We start from the raw sequence: 22,656 nt of genomic DNA, 5'->3' as shown, positions 1-22,656 counted from the left end.
TTTTTTATGCCACAACCCAGAATAAGGATGTTTGCAGGTCCAAATGGATCTGGTAAAAGTACCATTAAAGATTATTTGTTACCGCGACATATTGGTGCGTATTTAAATGCCGATGAACTGGAAAAACAGCTCGTTCAGGATCACTGCTTTTCATTGACAGATTTTCATGAAGCACTTGAAAGTCAGCAGCTTATCAATTTTCTAAAATCAAAAAAACGTAAAGTGCAACAGACAATGATGCCTTTACTGACTAGCAATCCGATTATTTTAGCAAATGGAAAAATTGCTTTTGAAGCAAGTGAAATTGATTCATATCTAGCAGCAAGAATTATTGATTTTATTCGTATTCAATTTATTGAGTTAAAAATTAGCTTTACCTTTGAAACAGTCATGTCGCATAGAAGTAAGGTTGAGTTTCTTCAACATGCTAAAGCACAGGGCTTCCGTACTTATCTTTATTATGTTTCTACTGTTGATTCTGATATCAATATCAGTCGAGTACAGTATCGCGTGAGTCAAGGTGGTCACGATGTTCCAAGAGATAAAATTCGAACGCGCTATTTGAGAAGTATGGATTTACTATTAGATGCAATAGATGCCTCAGATCGAGCCTATATATTTGATAATTCTTCTGATGGTACTCAAGCATCTTTTTTAGCTGAAATTGAAAAAGCAGAAACTTTAAAATTAAATAAGAACCTGCAACATTTCCCTAAATGGTTTGTAGATCGTGTACTTAAGGAATTTATGTAGTTAGATACGATTTTAATCAATTGAAAAATGAGTCAAACGTGCATTGATTAAATTACGTAAAAATATATTATGTTTTTATATATTGTTTGAGCTAGAACCATGCATAGTTTCTTGTTGGCTTTTTTGGGCGGCGTATTACTTGGAATAGCCGTCGTTGGTTATCTGTATGTGAATGGTCGTATTGCAGGCATCAGTGGTTTACTTGCACAGGTGATAAATCCTGAAACAATAGCCAAAACACCTGCAATCTGGTTTTTACTTGGCTTATTGATTACGCCGTTCGTCGTTTCTTATTTTTATACACCACAGATTAAGATCAGTTCCAATCCTTTTCAATTAATCATTGCGGGTTTATTGGTCGGTTTTGGTACGCGTCTGGGATCGGGTTGTACCAGTGGGCATGGTATTTGTGGAATAAGTCGTTTATCCAAACGTTCAATATTCGCAACAATCATATTTATGTTTGCAGGCTTTGTTACAGTTTATGTGATGCGTCATTTACTGGGAGGCCTATCATGAAAAATATATTTGCTTTTTTATTTGGCTCTCTTTTTTCATTGGGTCTAATAATTTCAGGGATGTCTAACCCTGAAAAGGTCCTCGCTTTTTTAGATATATTCGGCACATGGGATGCAAGTTTGGCATTTGTGATGATCGGTGCAATTCTAGTGGCATTTATTCCATTTCAAAGAGCAAAAAGACATCCAATAACATTATTCAAAGAAAAAATTGAGTTACCTCAGAATCATCAAATTGATCAAGATTTAATTGTAGGATCATTGATTTTTGGTATTGGGTGGGGGATAGCAGGAATTTGTCCTGCTCCCGCGTTAACCTTAATTGGACTCGGATATGCTCAGGCTCTATATTTTATTGGAGCAATGTTGATTGGCATGATACTTCATCGGAAAATAAGAGGTGTTTAAAAAATATGAATACTCAGAAACCGTTGATTAAAAGTTTTTTTGATGAAGCGACTCATACTTTTACCTATGTGGTGAGTGACCCAGATACTAAACAAAGCGCGATTATTGATAGTGTACTGGATTATGATGCAGCTTCGGCCACAACTTCTACTACTCAGGCAGATAAAGTCATTCACTATGTTCATGAAAATAGCCTAAGCATAGAATGGATTTTAGAAACTCACGTCCACGCCGATCATTTAACTGCTTCACAATATCTAAAAAAGCAACTCGGCGGCAAAATCGCCATGAGTGATAAAATATCTATTGTTCAGCAAACCTTTAGTCAAATTTACAATCTTGATATCAAATACTTTAACTTGCATCAGAGTTTTGATTACTTATTTGCAGACGGTGAACATTTCAGTATTGGTCATTTAGATGCGTATAACATTCCAACCCCAGGACATACGCCCGCCTGTTTGAGCTATGTGATAGGGGATGCTGTATTTGTGGGGGATACACTGTTTATGCCAGATTATGGTACAGCACGTTGTGATTTTCCCAATGGAAGTGCAGCACAGCTTTATGATTCAGTTCAGAGATTATATGATTTGCCTGAAACCATGCGGATGTTCTTGTGTCATGATTATTTACCAGAAACACGTGAATATTTTATCGGTGAAACTGATGTAAAGACACAAAAGCAATTCAATATTCATATTGATCAGACGACTGCAAAATTAGATTTTATTAAAATGCGAGAGGCTCGGGATGCTAAACTTGCAATGCCTAAACTGATTTTGCCCGCGATTCAGGTCAATATGGATGCAGGAAAGTTTCCCTTGGCTGAATCGAATGGTCAGTCTTATTTAAAGTTACCATTGAATTATTTTAAAGTCTGAGTCATGTCAAATTTAGAAGATCCCCGTGTATTACTTGCTCTTGAACGAACCTTATTGGCATGGAATAGAAGTAGCCTCGCTTTAATTGCATTTGGATTTTTAATCGAAAAATCGACCTTGTTAATCCATCTGATTGATCCTGTTCGCTATCACGATAAGATTTTATTTAATCGCTGGCTCGGTGTACTGGTGATCGTTTTGGGATTAATCATTAGTATCTTATCGATTATTCAGTATCGAGTTGCACTGAAGTCACTTACGCCGTTAGAAATGATTGAAGGCTATCGAACTAATTTACCCATTCTATTAAGTTACTTCACGATACTCAGTGCGATTCTGCTAATTATTTCTTTCTGGATGTAATTTTTAAGCATAGCCCCCTTGGGGACTATGCTTACCTAAAAAATGATATAAAGCACTAATAATGATTAGTGTGCATATATAAGTCTGAAATCGTTCAAACTTATATATTTGGTTTGGTCGTATTTATTGATGACCATATTTTGAAACGTCAGCATATTTACTGATAACTGGTTTAAGTCAATTTCATACCGATGCAATATAGATATAATGCACATTGCATAAGGTATGAAAAATTATTAAAGCTTCACAAGCATCAGCCGAATGTTACATCTTCGGAAACAAATGACATGTTAGGGTATGAGAAGTGATTATAGCTTCGCAAGAATGACCCCAATATTTACATATTTGGGTAGTTTGGACCACCACCACCTTCTGGCGTAACCCAAGTAATGTTCTGTGATGGATCTTTAATATCACAGGTTTTACAGTGCACGCAGTTAGCAGCATTGATCTGAAACCGTTTAGAGCCATCATCATTTTCCATAATTTCATAAACACCCGCAGGACAGTAGCGTTGAGCAGGTTCGTCCCATTTCGGTAAATTGATGTTTACAGGAATTGATGGATCAGTAAGTTTCAAATGCGCAGGCTGATTTTCTTCATGTACAGTATTGGAGATAAAGACCGAAGACAAACGATCAAAGGTTAATTTACCATCTGGCTTTGGATAATTCGGCTTGAATGTTGCTGTATCCACCGTTTTTAGTACAGCAAAATCTTGTTTTAAATCATGTAAAGTAAAAGGAACTTTAAAAACATTTTGATCGATAAAATTAAATGCACCACCAATCCACTGACCAAACTTATGCATAGCAGAACCAAAATTACGTGCTTGATATAATTCTTGTTTCAGCCAAGAATTATCATACTTTTTCGTATAGTTAGTCAGTTCTTTATCAAAATGATCATCGCCTTCCACTACACGAGCAATGGCTAAATCACCACCTTTGGCAACACCCGCAGCAATCGCTTCAAATACAGCTTCTCCACATAACATGCCAGATTTCATCGCCGTGTGTGAACCTTTGATTTTTGAGAAGTTTAAAAAGCCAGCATCATCGCCAATTAAGCATCCGCCCGGAAATGTTAGTTTAGGCAGAGAATTAAAACCACCTTTAACGACCGCGCGCGCGCCATAGGAAATTCGCTTACCGCCTTCTAAAAATTGTTTAATCGTTGGATGAGTTTTCCAGCGCTGCATTTCCATAAATGGATACATATGTGGATTTTCATAAGATAAATCCACAATCAGACCTAAAGTGACTTGGTTATTCTCAGCGTGATATAACCACCAACCACCCGCAGTACCTGTTTCAGATAATGGCCAACCCGTACCATGCATCACTAAACCTGATTTGTGTTTTTCAGGATCAATTTCCCATAATTCTTTGATACCAATACCGTAATGTTGCGGATCCGCATCTTTATCCAGATTAAATTTGCTAATTAAGCGCTTTCCTAAATGTCCACGACAGCCTTCAGCGAATAAGGTGTATTTAGCATGAAGCTCATAACCGGGTGTGAAATGAGGGGTAGGTTCGCCATTTTTAGCAATCCCCATATCACCAGTCTGGATGCCTTTTACCGTACCATCTGGATGATAAAGAATTTCAGCAGCTGCAAAGCCTGGGAAAATAGAGACTTCGAGTTCTTCTGCCTTTTGACCTAGCCAACGCACCACATTTCCCAAAGAAACGACATAGTTTCCTTCGTTATGCATAGATTTTGGAACCATCCAATATGGAACTTTTTGTGCTTTTGTGTCAGATAGAAGAAAATAAGTTTCATCCTGTGTAACAGGAACAGTTAATGGTGCGCCTTCTTGTTTCCAGTTTGGAAAGAGTTCATTGATCGCACGTGGTTCAAGTACTGCACCTGAAAGAATGTGTGCACCTACTTCAGAGCCTTTTTCTACGACACAGACAGAAAGATCAGGCAGATTATTTTCAATGGCTAATTGACGGATTTTAATCGCAGCTGATAAACCCGCAGGGCCTGCACCAACGATGACAACATCAAATTCCATTGATTCTCGTTCAAAATTATCCATAATAAAAAGAAATTTAGTTTCGCTTGTCGATATTTTAATTTGTTATTTTTAATAAGACAAGGCTTTTTAATGATAAAAAAAGCCAGTAGGGCTAATACTGGCTATAAACTGAAATCGATTTAAATTGTTATTAATATCATGATTAATTAAGATTTTTGCGGATCAAATTGTTTCTCTTTAATAAACAGCGCTGGAATCACACCACAAATGAAGTAAGCTGCGCCCATGACCACAAAACCAAGTCCAATAGAACCACCAGAAGCCAAGAAACCAATGGTTGCTGGGGCAATGGCTGCACCTAAACGTCCTACGTTATAAGCACCACCAATGGCTGTACCACGAATTGCCGTTGGGAAGCTTTCAGTCATATAGGTTGCATTTACGCCGTATGGAATACCGTATAAAAAGCCAAAGATTACCAATAAATATAAAATGTTGTCTGGTGAGTTATAGAACACAATTAAAGGTAGGAAGATGGCTGTACCAATTGCACCAAATGCATAAGTAAAACGACGACCTAATTTATCTGCCATGAACCCAGCCAAAATTTTACCTAAAATCATGGCAGTATATGTACCAACCATATAGGCAGTCATTTCTTTAAACTTCATCCCAAGTTCACTTTCAAGGTACGATGGCATCCAGTTATTTACACCATAATAACCAAACTGCAAGAAGCCTGCGGTGAGTGCCCACAAGATAAACATATTGCGGTTACGTTTATCCTGAAAAATCAGTTTAAATGCAGATTCTTTTGGCTGTTCATTATTTTGGATTGGTTGTAAGCGTGCTTGCTGCCATGCTGCTGGTTCAGGTACAAGAATTTGCATCAATACAGCCATGATCACAGGAATGATCGCAATAAAAAACAGCATGCGCCAGCCATGCTCAGGAATAATCCAGCCTGCAAGCAAGGTTGCTACGATATAGCCGACTGTCCAGCCTGCTTGTAATGTTCCCAAAACTGTAGTGCGGTAGCGTGTAGGCACATATTCAGCCATCAGCGTATTACAGGCAATATATAAAGAACCTAAGCCGAGTGAAGCAAAGAAACGTAAAATTCCAAACTGTAAAAAGCTGTGAGTTAAACCTAATCCACAGGTTAAGATGGAAAATGTCAGGATAGAAATAACGACGATACGAACACGCCCAAAACGGTCAGAGGCCCAACCGCCGAAAATCCCACCAACCGCCATACCTGCTAAGGTAAAACTTCCTAACATCCCCGCTTCGACTGAAGTTAATCCGAAATCTGCTTTAATACTATTTAAGCTATATGAAAGCAGCATCAGATCAGCACCATCAACCAACAGTGCTAAAAATGCAAATAGAAATGCAATTTTCCATGTATTTGGTCCAATTTTGGACGTCAGTTTGTTTGTGTTCACAGCAGTTCCTTTACCACAGAGGAGATTCCCAAAGCACAACACCGAATTTTTAGTGATTTAAAAATCGGAAAATTTATGTGGGAGATTTCTAAAATTTTTCGGATAGTAAAACAAAGAGTCAAATAAAACAATAATTATAAAAATAAGTATCGCACAGCGATATTTTATTATGTATATTAAATTTATGTTTTTTAATGAAAAATTTTGTGAAAAGCAAAAACTACGACTTTAGTCGTGAACTGCTCAGTATTTGCTATTACAGGTAATGGGTGTATATTAGTTATTTAATATCGCTATGCGAAACTTAATATTAATTTTTAATATTAATTCTTTTGCTGATTCTGATCGTTATAGGAAAAAATATGGGTGCTCTAGAAGGATTTCGTGTTCTAGATTTAAGTCGGGTACTAGCAGGACCATGGTGTGGTCAAATTTTGGCAGATTTGGGTGCTGAAGTCATTAAAGTTGAACGTCCTAAACGTGGCGATGATACGCGTGCATGGGGACCACCATGGATGAAAGACGATGAAGGACGCGATACACACGAAGCGGCATATTATCAATCGACTAATCGTAATAAGCTTTCTGTCGCCATTGATATCGCAACTCCTGAAGGGCAGGAAGTGGTTCGGGCTTTGGCGCTTGAGTCAGATGTTGTGATTGAAAACTATAAGACAGGTTCATTAAAGAAATATGGTCTGGATTATGAAACTTTATCTAAACTCAATCCCAAATTGATCTATTGTTCAATCACGGGTTTTGGGCAGACTGGTCCTCGTGCTGAAGAACCGGGTTATGACTTTATCATTCAAGGCATGGGCGGACTGATGTCCGTGACGGGTGAAAAAGATGACTTACCGGGTGGCGGACCACAAAAATTAGGCATTGCATTTTCCGATATTACAACAGGTTTGTATTCTACAATTGCGATTCAGGCGGCTTTACTCAATCGAAATATTACAGGCTTGGGGCAATACATTGATATGGCATTGCTTGATGTGCAAATTGCAACATTGGCTAATCAAGGGATGAATTATCTTGCATCAGGTAAAGTGCCTGGTCGCTATGGTAATGCCCACGCCAATATCGTGCCTTATCAAGTGTTTAAAGCTTGCGATCGCGATTTTATTATTGCCTGTGGTAATGACACACAATTTATTCAGCTCTGTCAGGCAATTGGTTTGCCAGAACTTCCGAATGATCCAAAATTTACTCGAAATGCGGATCGTATCAAGCATAGAGGAGAGATTACCGATCTACTTTCAACACATTTTGCAAGCAAAACAGCTGATGAATGGGTTGCTGCAATTCATGCGGCAAAAGTCCCTGTCGGTGTGATTAATAACCTAGAGCAAGCATTTGAAGAACCACAAGTCGTGGAACGGAAAATGTTAGTCGATATGCCACATCCACAACGTCAACATTTAAAAGTGATTGGTTCTCCAATCAAAATGTCACGTACACCTATTGAGTACAAACGTGCGCCACCGATGTTGGGACAACATACCGATGAAATACTTTCAAGGATCTTATCTAAATCAACACTGGATGAGTTAAAATCGAAAGGGATTGTAGAATAAGATTACAAAAAGGCGGTAATAGCAAAAGAAGTAAACGTTTTTGTACATGCTTCTTTTGCTATTGATAGAATAAATAGATTATAATTTTCGCATTGCGAAACATTAATAGATTTGAGTGCGCTCTAATACCATGACTGATTTAAACGAAACCGAACAAACGGAAAAACTACTGGTTCCGCTACGCCATGAATTACTTCATCCTATTGAAGACATGCAAGAAGAGGACGATCGTCAGTTTATTACTGCACTTGCACGTGGTTTAGAGCTTTTACGTTGCTTTTCAGCCAAACAGCCACATTTGGGTAATCAAGAATTATCACAAATGACGGGGCTACCCAAACCAACGATTACGCGTTTGACCCATACATTGTCGCGTTTGGGTTATATTCGCCAAGTACCAAATTCAACTAAATTTCAATTATCTGTAGGTGTTTTGGCTTTTGGTTATTCGATGCTTGCCAATGTCTCGGTAAGATCTATTGCTCAGCCTTATATGAAAGAGTTGGCTGATTATGCGGGCGCTGCGGTGGCCATGTCGACGCGTGATCGTCTGAATATGATTTATCTGGATGTAGTGCAGGGCAAAGGCAATGTCACCATGCGTCGTCAGGTTGGAACCTATTTGCCCATTCACTTAAGTTCGATGGGTCGTGCCTGTCTAGCCGCAATGCCTGAAGATGAACGTGACTTTTTACTCAATGCAATTCGCCTTAAACACAAGGAAGACTGGATCAAGATCAACCGTGATCTGGATAAAGCATTTAAAGACTATCAGGATTTTGGCTATTGCTTTTCTATGGGTGATTGGCATAAAGATGTGAATTCGGTCGCGGTGCCTTTATTGCATGAGCAACATGGTCTTTTAGTCTTTAACTGTGGTGGTCCAAGCTTTATTATGAAACGTGAAAAGCTAGAAGAAGATATCGCACCGCGTTTATTACACATGGTCAATAATATAAAAACTGAAATTGGTTAATTTTATTTTTTATAGATTTCTTAAATCATTCCTTTTTATTTCTCTTTTGGGAGAAAATAAAGAAGGTTTAAATGATGATGAAAAAAAATCAGATATTTAACCAGTAATACTCAAAATATTACTGGTTTTTATTTATCCATAATTGGGGAAAGTTTTGCATCTCGAAGACAACAATAAAGTGCTAAAATAGCAAAAATAATGCCTAATATACATACTCCATTCCAACCAAAATGCCGCCATGCATAGCTTCCAGCGGTTGTGCCAACTGCGCCACCTGTAAAATAGCCAGTCATATAAATTGCATTGAATCTTGATCTGAGTTGTTGATTAAGCTTAAACACGATGCTTTGATTGGTAACATGAACTGCTGAAAGACATGAATAAATTAAAATTGTCGCAATCACATAATAAACAAAAGAAAACGGCAATAAAGTAAATAACAACCAACTTAAAATCAGACCAATACCACAGCTAATTGAAATCTTATGAATATAACCCTGATCGATATATTTACCTGAAAAGTTGGCAATAAATGTCCCAATAATTCCCACAAAACCAAATAAACCAATGGTAAAGTCACTAAAATAATAAGGTGCAGGAGCAAGTAAAAGCGACATCGTGGTAAAGGTCATGCTGATTCCTGCAAAGGTTAAAAAACCAATGTAGGTTCGACGACGTAAACGTTGATTTTGTTTAAAAATAACAGGAATGGAACGAATGGTTTTAAAATAACTTTCGGACTGCGTAGCAGGAAAAGAGCCGATTTTATTATATAAGACAACTGCTATGATGAGTAATAAAAAGCCACTAATCTGATAGATAATATTCCATGCAAACAATGTTGACATTAGTCCTGATAAGGAACGTGCCAATAAAATACCAATCATTAAGCCGCTAATCAGAAAACCAACGACTCGACCACTGTGCTGAATGGGGACTAAACTTGCAGCCAATGGTAATAAAAGTTGTGCAGAAACCGAAAATAAGCCTGTAATTAATGTACCAAACATGATCCAGCCAATATGGCTAGAAAATCCACTGATCAATAAGCCCAAAGAGGCGAGCAGCATTAAGATAAATAATAGTCGCCTTTTCTCAAGGATATCTCCTAGAGGCATTAACAAAAGCAGTCCACTGGCATAAGCGATTTGCGCGAGTGTAGGTACCCATGCAACGGTTGTTTCTGAAAGATGTAATGCCACTGCCATTGAATGGATTAGGGGCTGACTAAAATAATTACTTCCTGAGCAAATACCAGCCGCAACTGCCATCAAAATAACGGTTGGTGTATAGATACTCGACGATTTCATGCAGGTTCACTTGAATTTTTTTAGTGCAATTTTTGATTACACATAGAGGGATTCATCAAGCTTAATGAAAAAACAATTTTTTTACAATAATAATAGAATTATATTTTGCAATGCGATATTTTAATTTATTATAAAAAATCGAGTAAGACATATTCAATTTACTCGATCTTGGGAATAGTTAAATTTAATCAACAATAATGAGGAAGAATATGAGTGCCTTAACAGGATTTAGGGTTCTGGACTTAAGTCGAATCCTAGCTGGACCTTGGTGTAGCCAGATTTTGGCAGACTTGGGTGCAGAGGTCATCAAGATTGAAAAACCATTTCAGGGTGATGATACACGCATCTGGGGGCCTCCATTTCTTAAAAATGATAACGGTCAGGACACGGGTGAATCGGCTTATTATTTGTCTACAAATCGTGGTAAGCATTCAGTTGCCATTGATATGGCAACTGCCGAAGGTCAAGCCCTGATTAAAAAAATGGTGCTAGAAAGTGACGTTTTAATTGAAAACTATAAAGCAGGTTCTCTTAAAAAATACGGGCTTGACTATGAAAGCTTAAGTCAGATTAATCCAAAACTCGTGTATTGCTCAATTACTGGTTTTGGACAAAAAGGCCCACGTGCAGCAGAACCCGGCTACGATTTTATCATTCAAGGCATGGGTGGCATGATGAGTGTCACAGGTGAGCGTGATGATTTGCCCGGTGGCGGGCCACAAAAAGCAGGTTTGGCATTTGCTGACCTCACTACAGGTTTATACGCTGCGATTGCGATTCAAGCGGCACTGTTATCACGTGTGACCACAGGTGAAGGGCAGCACATCGATATGGCACTACTCGATACGCAAGTCGCTTCACTTTCGGTTTTGGCGATGAATTATTTGACTTCTGCAAAAGTGCCGGGCCGTTTTGGTAATGCACATGCTAATATCGTGCCTTATCAAGTGTTTAAAGCCCAAGAGGGCGAATTTATTATTGCCTGCGGTAATGACCAGCAGTTTAAGGCTTTATGTGAAAGCATTGGTTTGCCTGAACTGTGCAAAGACCCGAAATTTGAAAAGAATAAAGGTCGTGTCACTCATCGCGAAGAAATCAGTGCCATTTTACAACAGCATTTTATGACACAGCCTGCTCAAGCTTGGGTGGAGCGTATTCATGCGGTAAAAGTACCAGTAGGGATGATCAATAATTTGCAGCAGACTTTAGAAGAAGAACAGGTCGTTTTTCGGGAAATGGTCGTAAATATGCAGCATCCACTACGTTCCGATTATGTCTCGATTGGCTCACCCATCAAGCTCTCTAAAACACCGGTACAGTATGTTAAAACTCCGCCATATCTAGGCGAAGATACAGACTCTATTTTAGATCGGTTTTTAACGCCAACAGAGCTACAAGATTTAAAAGACAAGAAAGTGGTTCAGCAAGGCTAAGCCAGTACCATTAAAGCGAGAAGGAGCATTGATATCATCAATTGCTCCTTTTTTGATGATTTGATTTATAAGCTTTCTGTTAAGGCATCCTGAATGCTATTCACCATATATTTCAAACGCGGGCCAATCTCTTCAATGGTTTTTTCTGCACTTAATAGATAAGAGGGTGAACCACAGTTAAAAACATATAAACCGTGTTTGGAACTGATTAATGGTACAGCGACAGAATTAATACCTTGCTGCCATTCGCCTAAAGAAAGGCAATAACCATATTTGGCATATTGTTCAAAAGCCCGATCAAGCTGTTCCTGAATCTGTGGCCATTGTTCTGGTTCTCGTTTTTGTATGGCCTCTAAAATTAAATTCCGTTCGTATTCAGGTGTTGCCACCAAGCAGGCTCGACCCATCGAGCTACTATATAGCGGTAATGTTGAACCAATCGGGCGACGTAAGGTGCTATTGGTTTGAACGACATCCAGATAAAGCATATTCAGACGATCGCGAGCTGCTAACGCTACAGGTGCTTGCGCATAAAGGCTCATTTCTTCCATAAAAGGATGTGCCGTAGTGCGAATGGTTAGATTTGATAATGCAGCATAACCCAAAGAAAGCACGCCAATATCGAGCATATATTTAGGAGAATCAGGCATCTGTTTCAAATAGCCTAAGCTAACTAAAGTATTACAAATGCGGGCAATGGTCGGCTTAGGTAAACCTGTCATTTTGGCTAATTCTAAATTACCTAAGACTTGATGTTGCAATGAGAAACAACGTAGTAGTTCTAAACCACGTGCCAAAGATGCAATAAATTGAGGGTTATTTTCACGATGAATATGAGAAATAGGATCTAGGCGAATTTCATCAAAATTGAGTGTTTTATCATTCTTTTTACTTTCAGCGTGTTGCGACATTGAATTCTCAAATTAAAAAGGATCTCCTGATCATAGAGCATTTTATTTTGCATTGTAAAATGAATCCATTCATCATAAACATGGTTATGATGAATGGATATGTTTTGATGGTTAAGCGACGTTCTCAATGACCATTGCTAAACCTTGACCAACGCCAATACATAGGCTGACAACAGCATATTTTTTATTACGACGCTGTAACTCGCGTGCAACAGTCAATGCCAAACGCGCGCCAGACGCACCTAAAGGATGACCAACGGCGATTGCACCACCATTTGGATTGACACGTGGGTCATTAAAGTCAACCCCTAGACCTTTTAAGCAAGACAAAACCTGTGAAGCAAATGCTTCATTGATTTCAATAATATCTAGGTCATCTAATGTTAAGCCTGCACGAGATACCGCTTTTTTAATTGCTTCAATCGGACCTGCACCCATGATGCGTGGTTCAACACCAGCCGCAGCCGCAGACAAAATTTTTGCCATTGGCTTAAGACCATATTTTTGACCAGCAGCTTCTGAACCGATCAATACCGCAGCAGCACCATCATTAATGCCTGACGCATTACCAGCAGTGACCACACCACCTTCAAATAATGGTTTAAGCTTAGTTAAAGCTTCAACGGTTGAGCTTGGGCGAGGGTGTTCATCTTCACTAACTTGTTTTGGCGGCAATTTCTTACCTTGAGAGACTTCAACCGCAGTGATTTCACCTTCAAAAAAGCCTTCTTCTTTTGCTTTTTGGTATTTCGCTTGAGATTGAGCAGCAAATAAGTCAGCCTGTTCACGAGTAATGCCATATTCAACGGCGACATTATCACCTGTTTCAGGCATAGAATGACCGCCATACTGTGCCACGATCTTTTTATTCGGAAAACGTGAACCAATAGTGGTGTCATAGATTTTAGCATCGCGGCTATATGCACTTTCTGCTTTACCCATGACAAAAGGAGCGCGAGACATGCTTTCTACGCCACCCGCGACATATAAATCGCCTTCGCCACAAGTGATCGCGCGCGCAGAATCGATAATTGCACCTAAACCACTGGCACATAAACGATTGACCGTTTGACCCGGCACAGTCACAGGTAAGCCTGCTAATAATGCAGCATGACGTGCCACGTTACGGCTGTCTTCACCGGCCTGATTGGTATCACCAAAAATGACATCTTCAATATCGGCACCCGGTACGCCTGTTTTTTCAATCAAACGCTGAATGACCAAGCCAGCTAAGTCATCTGGACGAATCGAAGCAAGTTCACCTGCATGGCGACCAAATGGAGTACGTAAACCATCGTAAATATATGCGTTTAACATGGAGTAAATTCCCTTTTTAAATTAAGCAGTAAAAGTAAGTGGAAGATTCAGTGCGACACGGCGTTGTAACCACGGGCTAGGGCGATAACGCGGATCGTAAGTTAATTCGGAAATGCGATTTAGGATCAGTAAAATTTTATCTGAACCGAGTACGTCACCCCATTCGATTGGGCCGTACGGATAACCCAAACCTAGACGAACAGCAGCGTTGATGTCGTCAACCGTTGCAATATTTTGTTGTGCAATGTCACAACCTAAATTAATCACCATCGCCAATACACGTTGCGCGACAAAACCTGTGCTTTCAGCAATCATGCTGACTAATGCACCATCAAGGTTGAATATTGAATGCGCGGCCTGAACATAATCGGCTTGGGTGGCAAGTGAAGGCATCAAGGTACGATGTTTTTCAATGCCATACAGCATATCAATCGCGACACTATGCGCAGGGTTTACATTGAAACGTTTCGCTGCATGTGTGGTATCTTCACCATAACAAGCCAATAAACATAAGCTATCTGCTTGAGGCATTGTTCCTGTATCCAGTTGAATATTTTGTGTAGTGAGATAGGCTTCAAGCAGTTTTTTGTCGTCTGCAAAATCAGCCGCAATCCATACAGTAGGGTAACGTTCTAAACGTTCAACCACTTTGGCAGGTGTTTCACCTGTTTTGCTACCTGTACGATAGTCATAAAAACCCTGACCAACTTTGCGACCCAATTGTTTGGCTTCGAGCATTTGTTTGGTGAGTGGACTTGGACGATAACGTGCTTCTTCATAATATTGATGATAGATTGATTCCATCACAGGATGTGAAACATCAAGTCCTGTTAAATCCATCAGTTCAAAGGGGCCCATTCTGAAACCCACACCGTCCCGTAAAATACGATCAATTTCACTGATGTCTGTGACATTTTCATTCAAAATTTTTAAAGCTTCAGTGCCATAAGCACGACCCGCATGATTAATAATAAATCCTGGAGTATCTTTTGCCACCACTGGGCGATGACCAAATACACGAGAAAGTTGGTTCAGCGTTTCTACATGTTTTGGATCTGTTTTTAAACCTTGAATCACTTCAACCACTTTCATGAGTGGAACAGGATTGAAGAAGTGATAGCCAATCACACGTTCAGGATGCTGACAATTCGCTGCAATCGCAGTAATTGAAAGTGATGAAGTGTTTGAAGCCAAAATTGTGGTTTCTGGGACAATCGCTTCAAGCTGATCCATCAAAGATTGTTTAATGTCTAAACGCTCAATAATGGCTTCAACGATCAAATCACAGCTTTTTAAATCACTAAGTTCATGGGCAATCAAAAGATTTGCATTGGCTGCATCAGCTTGTTCAGCTGTGATTTTGTTTTTATCAAGCAGCTTTTGAAAGGTCGCTGCCAATTTTTCTTTGGCTTGCTGTGCTGCACCAGCTTTGGCATCGTACAAATAAGTGGTGTGACCTGATTGGGCTGCAATCTGGGCAATACCACTACCCATAACACCGACACCAATAATGGCAATAGTTTTGATCTGTTGTGTCATGATAACTGTCCTAAGATACTGTAATCATTTAAAAAATAAAGATATAAAAAATTAGGTTAATCGCTGTTTATCGCCATCTATCGGTAATATTTGCCCAGAGATGGAACTCGCACTATCCGATGCGAGAAAAACGCATAAATCTGCGATATGTTTAGGATTGACAAATTGTTTAAGCGATTGATTGGCAAGTGCGTTTTGAGTCACTTCTTCAAGAGAAATATTCATGGCATCTGCACGAGCTTGTAATACACGTTGCACACGCTCACCATCGACTGCACCGGGAAGAACTGCATTGACACGAATATCAAAGGCACCCAGTTCCATCGAAAGCGTTTTGGTAAAACCAATAATTCCCCATTTTGAAGTCGAATAGGCCAGTCTAAATGGATAACCCATGCGTCCTGCAATCGAGGAAAGATTGATAATGACACCTGAATCGGATTGCTTGAGATAAGGGATCGCCAATTTCGTCATCATAAAGGTACTGTTCAGGTTTAAATTTAAAACCTGTGTCCAGTCTTCAAAACTCAGTTCATCTGCTGCCACGGTAGGGCCAGAAATTCCTGTGTTATTTACTAAAATATCTAATCCGCCTAACGCTTGCATGGCAGTTTCAAACATGGGTTGAATCGCATGCATTTGACCCAGATCACAATACGCAATCTGTAGTTGAGGATAATCCTGTTTGAATTGTTGCAAGCTTTGTTGATTGATATCACACACAAAAACGTCATCGCCTTGTTTCAAAAAGGCTTCTGCGATACATCGACCAATCCCGGAACCACCAGCACTAATAAATACTTTACGCGCCATCAATTTAATTTCCTCAATATTCGACTGTAAAGACCTATTTGCCTTGATAAGAAGGTTTGCGTTTTTCTATAAAAGCATTGATTCCTTCGTTTTTGTCTTCAGTCGAAAATAATAATTGGAAAGATTTACGTTCTAAGGTTAAGCCAGCGTTTAATGGCACATCTTCACTCATCAGCGCAACTTCTTTAATTTGTTGCAATGCGATCGGTGGCATTTTGGCAAGACTTTGCGCCATTTTGATAGCAGTAGGAATGGTTTGGTCATCTTCGGTCACTTGAGAGACTAAACCCATAATATAAGCTTCTTCTGCTGGAACCATGGCACCTGTCATAATCATACGCATCGCATGGAATTTTCCGACCGCACGGAACAAACGCTGTGTACCACCAGCACCTGGCATTAAACCGACTTTAATTTCAGGCTGACCAAAAATGGCACCTTTACCTGCAATAATAATGTCGCTGTGCATGGCAAGTTCACAACCACCACCAAGAGCATAGCCATTCACTGCTGCAATAACAGGTTTTGGACATTGAGAAATCGCGTTCCAATAACGTTCTGTACGGCGTAGCATCATGTCAGTTGAACCTGCTGTTGCCATCTCTTTTAAATCTGCACCAGCTGCAAACACTTCATCACCACCTGTAAGGACAATGGCGTGAATATCGTCATTAAAACTAAGTTCAGTAAATGCCTGTGCAAGTTGTTTGCGCACTTCTGTATTTAATGCATTCTTTGATTCAGGGCGGTTGATTTTGACGATTGCTATTTTTTCAATTGAATAATCGATTTCGACGAAATTATCCTTGTTCATATCTGTCATTTTTACATCCTTTGTTTCGCATATCAAAACTACATTCCTCATATAATGCTTAATCGACAAAAATTTTCAAGTGTTTTTTATGACATTAATTGATTGAACTTTTTGATAAATCAGTAAATGCCTGAAAAATAAAGCCTAGCTGATACATAATTTCGTTTAACGAAATTTATTTTTAAAAAAGTATTGAAAAAATGGTTTTAATTCTCGTAGTATGAAATTAATTTAATGCAGAACTAGATTTTGTGAAACTTTGTGTGCTGACTAATTTGCAAAATAAATAGTTGGTATCAATAGCGAAATATATGAAATGGGAGATCACTCATGATCCGCGATGAAGGAATGTTGCAACAATTACTCTCGACGATTCGGGATTTTGTCAAAAATGAATTGATTCCAAGAGAACATGAAGTTGCTGAAAATGACCGTATTCCTGAAGATATTGTTCAGCAAATGCGTGAACTAGGCTTATTCGGTTTGACCATTCCAGAAGAATACGGCGGTTTAGGTATCACGATGGAAGAGGAAGTCAATGTTGCCTTTGAATTGGGTCATACTTCTCCTGCATTTCGTTCGTTAATTGGTACAAATAACGGCATTGGTTCAAGTGGTCTGATCATTGATGGTACTGAAGAGCAGAAACAAAAATATTTACCGCGTTATGCAAGCGGCGAAATTATTGGTTCTTTCTGTCTGACTGAACCAGAAGCGGGTTCTGATGCGGCATCTTTAAAAACAACTGCGGTAAAAGATGGCGATTTTTACGTTTTAAATGGTACTAAACGTTTTATTACCAATGCACCGCATGCTGCGACTTTTACAGTGATGGCACGTACTAATCCTGAAATTAAAGGTGCAAGTGGTATTTCTGCATTTTTGGTTGAAGCCAATACCCCAGGAATTACGCTCGGTAAAATTGATAAAAAAATGGGACAAAAAGGATCACATACTTGTGATGTGATTTTTGAAAACTGTCGTGTACCTGCTTCTGCATTAATCGGTGGCGTAGAGGGCGTAGGTTTCAAAACTGCAATGAAAGTTTTGGATAAAGGTCGTCTACACATTGGTGCATATAGTGTTGGTGTGGCGGAACGTATGCTGGATGACGCACTTCGTTATGCTGTAGAGCGTAAACAATTTGGTCAACCGATTGCAAATTTCCAATTGATTCAAGCCATGCTTGCAGACTCTAAAGCTGAAATCTACGCAGCCAAATGTATGGTTTTAGATGCTGCGCGTCGTCGTGATGAAGGTCAAAACATTAGCACCGAAGCATCTTGCGCAAAAATGTTTGCTACTGAAATGTGTGGTCGTGTAGCAGATCGCTGCGTACAGATTCATGGTGGCGCGGGTTATATCAGCGAATATTCAATTGAACGTTTTTATCGTGACGTTCGCTTGTTCCGTCTTTATGAAGGAACAACTCAAGTTCAACAAATCATTATTGCTAAAAATATGATTAAGGAAGTGACTGCTTAACTTCTGATCTTATATGACATGAGGCAATTGGATGCCTCATGTGTTTTTTGTCTGAGGAAATAGACATGACAACAGATACAATTACATCAAGTAATACAATACAGGCGATTCAAACGCCTAAAAAAATTTGGATTACTGCATTTATATTTGCTTTTCTTGCTTTGCTCTGTGACGGTGCTGACTTAGGATTTTTAGCATTAAGTTTGACCAGTCTTAAAACAGAGTTTCATCTTACTGGGGTTCAAGCCGGGACATTAGGTAGTTTAACTTTATTCGGTTCTGCAATCGGGGGATTGATCGGGGGATGGGCGTGTGACCGTTTTGGGCGCGTACGTATCATCGTATTCTTTATTGCTTACTCTTCAATTTTAACCTGTGCTTTAGGCTTTACTCATTCTTTTGAACAATTTGCGCTAGTACGTGTTTTTGGTTCAATGGGTCTGGGCGCACTATATATTGCCTGTAACGTTTTGATGTCTGAAATGGTACCGACCCGACATCGTACAACGGTTCTTGCTGCCTTAATGACAGGGTATACATTAGGTTCATTACTTGCGACTTTATTGGCTGGACATATTATTCCAGATCATGGCTGGCGTTATCTTTATTGGTTAGCGATTACACCTATTGTTTTGTCTTTCTTTATGTATTTCATGGTGCCTGAACCAGAATCATGGAAAAAATCGCGTCAACTTCGTGCAGCTCAAACCGAAGGCGGTATGAAAGCGGTTAAGCGTGAAAATCCATATCGTGAAATCTTTAAAGAAAAGAAACACGGCATCATGTTTTTGCTGTGGGTGGTGAGTACAGGTGCATTGCAGTTTGGCTATTACGGTGTCAGTAACTGGTTGCCAGCATATCTTGAATCTGAACTTGGTATCAAATTCAAAGAAATGGCCATGTATATGGTGGGCACATTCATCATTATGATTTTTGCTAAAATCATTGCAGGGATGATTGCAGATCGTTTAGGGCGTCGTGCTGTATTTGCTTTTGGAACCATTGGGACTGCTTTATTTATCCCAGTGATTGTTTATCTCAATACGCCTACAAACATTCTTTGGTTAATGCTGTTCTTTGGTTTCCTTTACGGAATTCCTTATGCCATCAATGCAACTTATATGACGGAAAGCTTTCCAACGTCGATTCGTGGTACAGCAGTAGGTGGTGCATACAATGTTGGTAAAGTACTTTCTATTTTCTCTCCATTAACTATCGGTTATTTATCTCAAAGCGGCTCAATTGGTTTGGGGCTGTTGGTGATGGCCGCTGCATATTTTATTTGTGGTGTGATTCCACTGTTATTCATTAAAGACAGACTATTTAATCCACAAAAAGCGGATTAATGCTGCTATTCAGACTGGTGATGGATCACCAGTCTGTATTTAAAAATATTCAATATTTAAAAGTACAACAAATTCATCTAAATGAAATAGGTGGCAATATGAAAATGGAAGTTTTGGGTTTTGAGAAAGATACGGTGATTCAGACGCCAAAAAAAGTCTGGATGACTGCGTTTATATTTTGTTTTTTGGTGTTGCTGTGTGACGGAGCAGATATTGGGATTTTAGCTTTTACACTAACAAGTTTGAAAGCAGAGTTTGGTTTAACCAGTGTACAGGCAGGAGCACTCGGAAGCTGGTCTATTTTTGGAATGGCGATTGGTGGTTTGATTGGTGGATGGGCAAGTGATCGCTTTGGACGTGTACGCGTGATTGTCATTGCAACAGCGATGTTTGCCATTCTTTCTGCATGTACGGGTTTGGCGCAGTCTTATGAACAGATTGTTATTTTAAGAACCATTACCTGTCTGGGTTTAGGATCACTGTATATTGCATGTAATACGCTTATGTCGGAACTGGTTCCGACTAAATATAGAACCACTGTTCTGGCAACGCTCATGACTGGTTATACCTTAGGTTCATTGGTCATCACGGCTTTATCTGGATGGATTATTCCTGAGTTTGGCTGGCGGATGCTGTATTTCATTACCATTATTCCAATTGTATTTTCCATTTTGATGTTCTTTCTTGTTCCAGAGCCTGCATCATGGAAAAAAGCACGTGCACTCAAATTGGCAAACCCGCAAGCAGGTAAAGCACAAAAACTCGAAAATCCTTATGTCGCATTATTTAAAGATAAACAACACGGCAAGATGTTGATGTTATGGACATTTAGTTCTGGATTTTTATTGTTCGGTTATTTTGGCGTAAGTAATTGGCTGCCTTCATATTTAGAAGCAGAATTGGGAATCAAGTTTAAAGAAATGGCAATTTATATGATTGGGACTTTCCTGACCATGATGTTTGCCAAAGTTATCGCTGGTTTTGTTGCAGACAGAATTGGCCGTCGAATTGTATTTGCATTTGGAACAATGGGGACTGCGCTATTTATTCCAGTCGTTGTTTATTTCCATACGGCCGAAAATATTGGCTGGTTAATGCTCATTTTTGGTTTTTTATACGGCATTCCTTATGCCATCAATGCCACTTATTTAACTGAAAGTTTCCCGACTTCAATTCGAGGAACTGCGGTGGGTGGTGCATTTAATATTGGAAGAATTGGTGCAATTTTTGCCCCGATCGCTATTGGTTATTTGGCAACCCATAACTCGATTGGTGCAGGTTTGTTGTTAATGGGAGTAGCCTACTTTTTATGTGGTTTGATTCCAACCTTATTTATCAAAGACAGATTATACGATCCGCAAAAGGCTGAGTAATGAATAGTTTACAAAAAGCTTTGTGAATGAAGACAGAAGGAATGAATTGATATGATTAATAAGATCACCAGTGATATTGAATCGGTCTTAAGAACGATTCCTGATGGTGCAACCATCATGACCAGTGGATTTGGTACTACTGGTCAACCAGAAGCTTTACTGGAAGCGCTTATTGATATTGCACCAAGAGAGCTGACCATTATCAATAATAATGCGTCTTCGGGCCCAAACGGTTTAACCAAACTATTTACGGCTGGACTGGTTAAAAAACTGGTTTGTTCGTTTCCAAAGTCTGTAAGTTCAACAGTTTTTCCTGACTTATATCGTGCTGGGAAAATTGAACTAGAACTTGTTCCACAGGGCAATCTGGCTTGCCGTATTCAGGCCGCAGGTGCAGGACTTGGGGCCGTATTTACTCCAACAGCTTACGGTACAAAGATTGCTGAAGGTAAAGAAACAAGAACCATCAATGGTAAAAACTATGTATTGGAATATCCATTACATGCCGATTTTGCTTTTATTTATGCGGACAAAGCCGATCGTTGGGGCAACCTGATTTATCGTAAAGCCGCGCGTAATTTTGGTCCAATTATGGCAAAAGCCGCGACGACCACAATTGTACAGGTCAATGATGTCGTGGAGCTGGGTAGTCTTGATCCTGAATGCATCATCACTCCAGGAATATTTGTACAGCATGTTGTCAAAGTAGGAGATATCAAATGACCATTCAAAAAAGAAGTCGTGAAGAAATTGCGGTAATTATCGCAAAAGATATTCCTGATGGTTCTTATGTAAATTTGGGGATTGGATTGCCAACCAATGTTGCCAAACATTTGCCTAAAGACAAGGAAATCTTTCTACATTCTGAGAATGGAGTATTGGCATTCGGCCCACCGCCAGCACAAGGTGAAGAAGATCCAGATCTAGTCAATGCGGGTAAAGAGCTGGTGACTTTATTACCAGGTGGTTGTTTTATGCATCATGGTGATTCATTCGACATTATGCGTGGCGGACATTTGGATATCTGTGTATTGGGTGCAGCATTTCAGGTTGCATTGAATGGTGATCTGGCGAATTGGCATACAGGTCGAGAAGATGATATCCCTGCGGTCGGTGGCGCAATGGATTTGGCGGTTGGTGCAAAACGTATTTTTGTTTATATGGAGCACACCACTAAAAAAGGTGAAGCCAAAATTGTGAATCAATTGAGTTATCCAATCACTGGTGAGCAATGTGTCGATCGTATTTACACCGATCTATGCATTATTGACTTAAAAGGTGGACAAGCACATGTGATTGAAATGGTTGAAGGTCTAACTTTTGATGAGTTGCAGGCTGTAACAGAATGTCCACTTGTGGATGCTCGAATTTAAATTTTACTTTAGTACTTCAAAA

21 protein-coding genes are annotated in these 22,656 nt (G+C 39.4%); 13 read left to right on the top strand and 8 right to left on the bottom strand.

The genetic code is table 11. The features are described 5' to 3' along the window. The first annotated feature begins 6 nt into the window (after nucleotides 1–6). The 5 genes from EGS47_RS15540 to EGS47_RS15520 all read left to right on the top strand — a co-directional run bounded on the left by EGS47_RS15540 (nucleotide 7) and on the right by EGS47_RS15520 (nucleotide 2,926). Entirely contained in the window at nucleotides 7–753 is a 747-nt protein-coding gene (locus EGS47_RS15540; protein WP_035272099.1) for a zeta toxin, read from the top strand. A gap of 99 nt (nucleotides 754–852) precedes the next feature. Then, complete coding sequence (locus tag EGS47_RS15535) at nucleotides 853–1,272, top strand: YeeE/YedE family protein (protein ID WP_005004333.1); 420 nt, start codon at nucleotides 853–855, stop codon at nucleotides 1,270–1,272. Further along, on the top strand, nucleotides 1,269–1,679 hold the full coding sequence (locus EGS47_RS15530; RefSeq protein ID WP_005004336.1) for a DUF6691 family protein: 411 nt from the start codon (nucleotides 1,269–1,271) through the stop codon (nucleotides 1,677–1,679). The genes EGS47_RS15535 and EGS47_RS15530 overlap by 4 nt, the downstream gene beginning before the upstream one ends. A 5-nt stretch (nucleotides 1,680–1,684) precedes the next feature. Next, nucleotides 1,685–2,563: an MBL fold metallo-hydrolase gene (locus tag EGS47_RS15525; RefSeq protein WP_005004338.1), complete on the top strand. Its 879-nt coding sequence runs from the start codon at nucleotides 1,685–1,687 to the stop codon at nucleotides 2,561–2,563. Between the two features lie 3 nt (nucleotides 2,564–2,566). Beyond that, a complete protein-coding gene (locus EGS47_RS15520; protein WP_005004340.1) occupies nucleotides 2,567–2,926 on the top strand; it encodes a YidH family protein in 360 nt (119 codons plus the stop codon). A 337-nt stretch (nucleotides 2,927–3,263) separates the two neighbouring features. Here EGS47_RS15520 and EGS47_RS15515 read toward each other — a convergent pair whose 3' ends face one another. Both EGS47_RS15515 and EGS47_RS15510 read right to left on the bottom strand, forming a co-directional pair. Then, nucleotides 3,264–4,976 (bottom strand): electron transfer flavoprotein-ubiquinone oxidoreductase, encoded by a 1,713-nt coding sequence (locus tag EGS47_RS15515; RefSeq protein ID WP_035272101.1) that lies wholly within the window; start codon nucleotides 4,974–4,976, stop codon nucleotides 3,264–3,266. Nucleotides 4,977–5,122: 146 nt separating this feature from the next. Further along, a complete protein-coding gene (locus EGS47_RS15510) occupies nucleotides 5,123–6,364 on the bottom strand; it encodes an MFS transporter (protein ID WP_004987643.1) in 1,242 nt (413 codons plus the stop codon). A 362-nt stretch (nucleotides 6,365–6,726) separates the two neighbouring features. Between EGS47_RS15510 and EGS47_RS15505 the strand changes: the two genes are divergently transcribed. Both EGS47_RS15505 and EGS47_RS15500 read left to right on the top strand, forming a co-directional pair. Next, a complete protein-coding gene (locus tag EGS47_RS15505) occupies nucleotides 6,727–7,944 on the top strand; it encodes a CaiB/BaiF CoA transferase family protein (RefSeq protein WP_005004346.1) in 1,218 nt (405 codons plus the stop codon). A 130-nt stretch (nucleotides 7,945–8,074) separates the two neighbouring features. Next, nucleotides 8,075–8,920, top strand: coding sequence for an IclR family transcriptional regulator (locus EGS47_RS15500; RefSeq protein ID WP_004987648.1), 846 nt, complete (start codon nucleotides 8,075–8,077; stop codon nucleotides 8,918–8,920). Nucleotides 8,921–9,048: 128 nt separating this feature from the next. On the opposite strand, the gene EGS47_RS15495 is transcribed toward EGS47_RS15500, so the two are convergent. Further along, nucleotides 9,049–10,230 carry an MFS transporter gene (locus EGS47_RS15495; RefSeq protein WP_005004347.1) on the bottom strand — a complete coding sequence of 394 codons (1,182 nt, stop codon included), beginning with the start codon at nucleotides 10,228–10,230 and terminating at the stop codon, nucleotides 9,049–9,051. 209 nt (nucleotides 10,231–10,439) lie between these two features. On the opposite strand from EGS47_RS15495, the gene EGS47_RS15490 reads away from it, so the two are divergent. After that, nucleotides 10,440–11,663: a CaiB/BaiF CoA transferase family protein gene (locus EGS47_RS15490; RefSeq protein ID WP_004987651.1), complete on the top strand. Its 1,224-nt coding sequence runs from the start codon at nucleotides 10,440–10,442 to the stop codon at nucleotides 11,661–11,663. 65 nt (nucleotides 11,664–11,728) lie between these two features. Here the strand turns inward: EGS47_RS15490 and EGS47_RS15485 are convergent, their stop codons facing one another. From EGS47_RS15485 to EGS47_RS15465, 5 genes are all read right to left on the bottom strand, one after another. Continuing rightward, nucleotides 11,729–12,574 (bottom strand): IclR family transcriptional regulator, encoded by an 846-nt coding sequence (locus EGS47_RS15485; protein ID WP_004987652.1) that lies wholly within the window; start codon nucleotides 12,572–12,574, stop codon nucleotides 11,729–11,731. Nucleotides 12,575–12,685: 111 nt separating this feature from the next. Continuing rightward, nucleotides 12,686–13,891: a 3-oxoadipyl-CoA thiolase gene (locus tag EGS47_RS15480; RefSeq protein WP_005004349.1), complete on the bottom strand. Its 1,206-nt coding sequence runs from the start codon at nucleotides 13,889–13,891 to the stop codon at nucleotides 12,686–12,688. A 21-nt stretch (nucleotides 13,892–13,912) separates the two neighbouring features. Continuing rightward, nucleotides 13,913–15,430, bottom strand: coding sequence for a 3-hydroxyacyl-CoA dehydrogenase (locus EGS47_RS15475; protein WP_005004351.1), 1,518 nt, complete (start codon nucleotides 15,428–15,430; stop codon nucleotides 13,913–13,915). A gap of 51 nt (nucleotides 15,431–15,481) precedes the next feature. Beyond that, nucleotides 15,482–16,243, bottom strand: a complete 762-nt coding sequence (locus tag EGS47_RS15470) for an SDR family oxidoreductase (protein WP_005004355.1) — start codon at nucleotides 16,241–16,243, stop codon at nucleotides 15,482–15,484. Between the two features lie 34 nt (nucleotides 16,244–16,277). Continuing rightward, on the bottom strand, nucleotides 16,278–17,066 hold the full coding sequence (locus EGS47_RS15465; RefSeq protein WP_005004357.1) for an enoyl-CoA hydratase: 789 nt from the start codon (nucleotides 17,064–17,066) through the stop codon (nucleotides 16,278–16,280). A gap of 321 nt (nucleotides 17,067–17,387) precedes the next feature. Between EGS47_RS15465 and EGS47_RS15460 the strand changes: the two genes are divergently transcribed. The 5 genes from EGS47_RS15460 (at nucleotide 17,388) to EGS47_RS15440 (ending at nucleotide 22,634) form a co-directional block, all read left to right on the top strand. Next, nucleotides 17,388–18,542, top strand: coding sequence for an acyl-CoA dehydrogenase family protein (locus EGS47_RS15460; protein WP_004997831.1), 1,155 nt, complete (start codon nucleotides 17,388–17,390; stop codon nucleotides 18,540–18,542). Between the two features lie 65 nt (nucleotides 18,543–18,607). After that, nucleotides 18,608–19,888: an MFS transporter gene (locus tag EGS47_RS15455; protein ID WP_004987661.1), complete on the top strand. Its 1,281-nt coding sequence runs from the start codon at nucleotides 18,608–18,610 to the stop codon at nucleotides 19,886–19,888. A 98-nt stretch (nucleotides 19,889–19,986) separates the two neighbouring features. After that, a complete protein-coding gene (locus tag EGS47_RS15450; protein ID WP_026039979.1) occupies nucleotides 19,987–21,261 on the top strand; it encodes an MFS transporter in 1,275 nt (424 codons plus the stop codon). Between the two features lie 51 nt (nucleotides 21,262–21,312). After that, nucleotides 21,313–21,984 (top strand): 3-oxoacid CoA-transferase subunit A, encoded by a 672-nt coding sequence (locus tag EGS47_RS15445; RefSeq protein WP_004987665.1) that lies wholly within the window; start codon nucleotides 21,313–21,315, stop codon nucleotides 21,982–21,984. Next, nucleotides 21,981–22,634 (top strand): 3-oxoacid CoA-transferase subunit B, encoded by a 654-nt coding sequence (locus EGS47_RS15440; protein ID WP_125269767.1) that lies wholly within the window; start codon nucleotides 21,981–21,983, stop codon nucleotides 22,632–22,634. Before EGS47_RS15445 ends, EGS47_RS15440 begins: the two co-directional genes overlap by 4 nt. Nucleotides 22,635–22,656: the final 22 nt, after the last annotated feature.

The organism is Acinetobacter sp. FDAARGOS_515, from assembly GCF_003938865.1.
Classification (GTDB): Bacteria; Pseudomonadota; Gammaproteobacteria; order Pseudomonadales; family Moraxellaceae; genus Acinetobacter; species Acinetobacter ursingii.
This window is presented reverse-complemented; position numbering and strand designations above follow the sequence as displayed.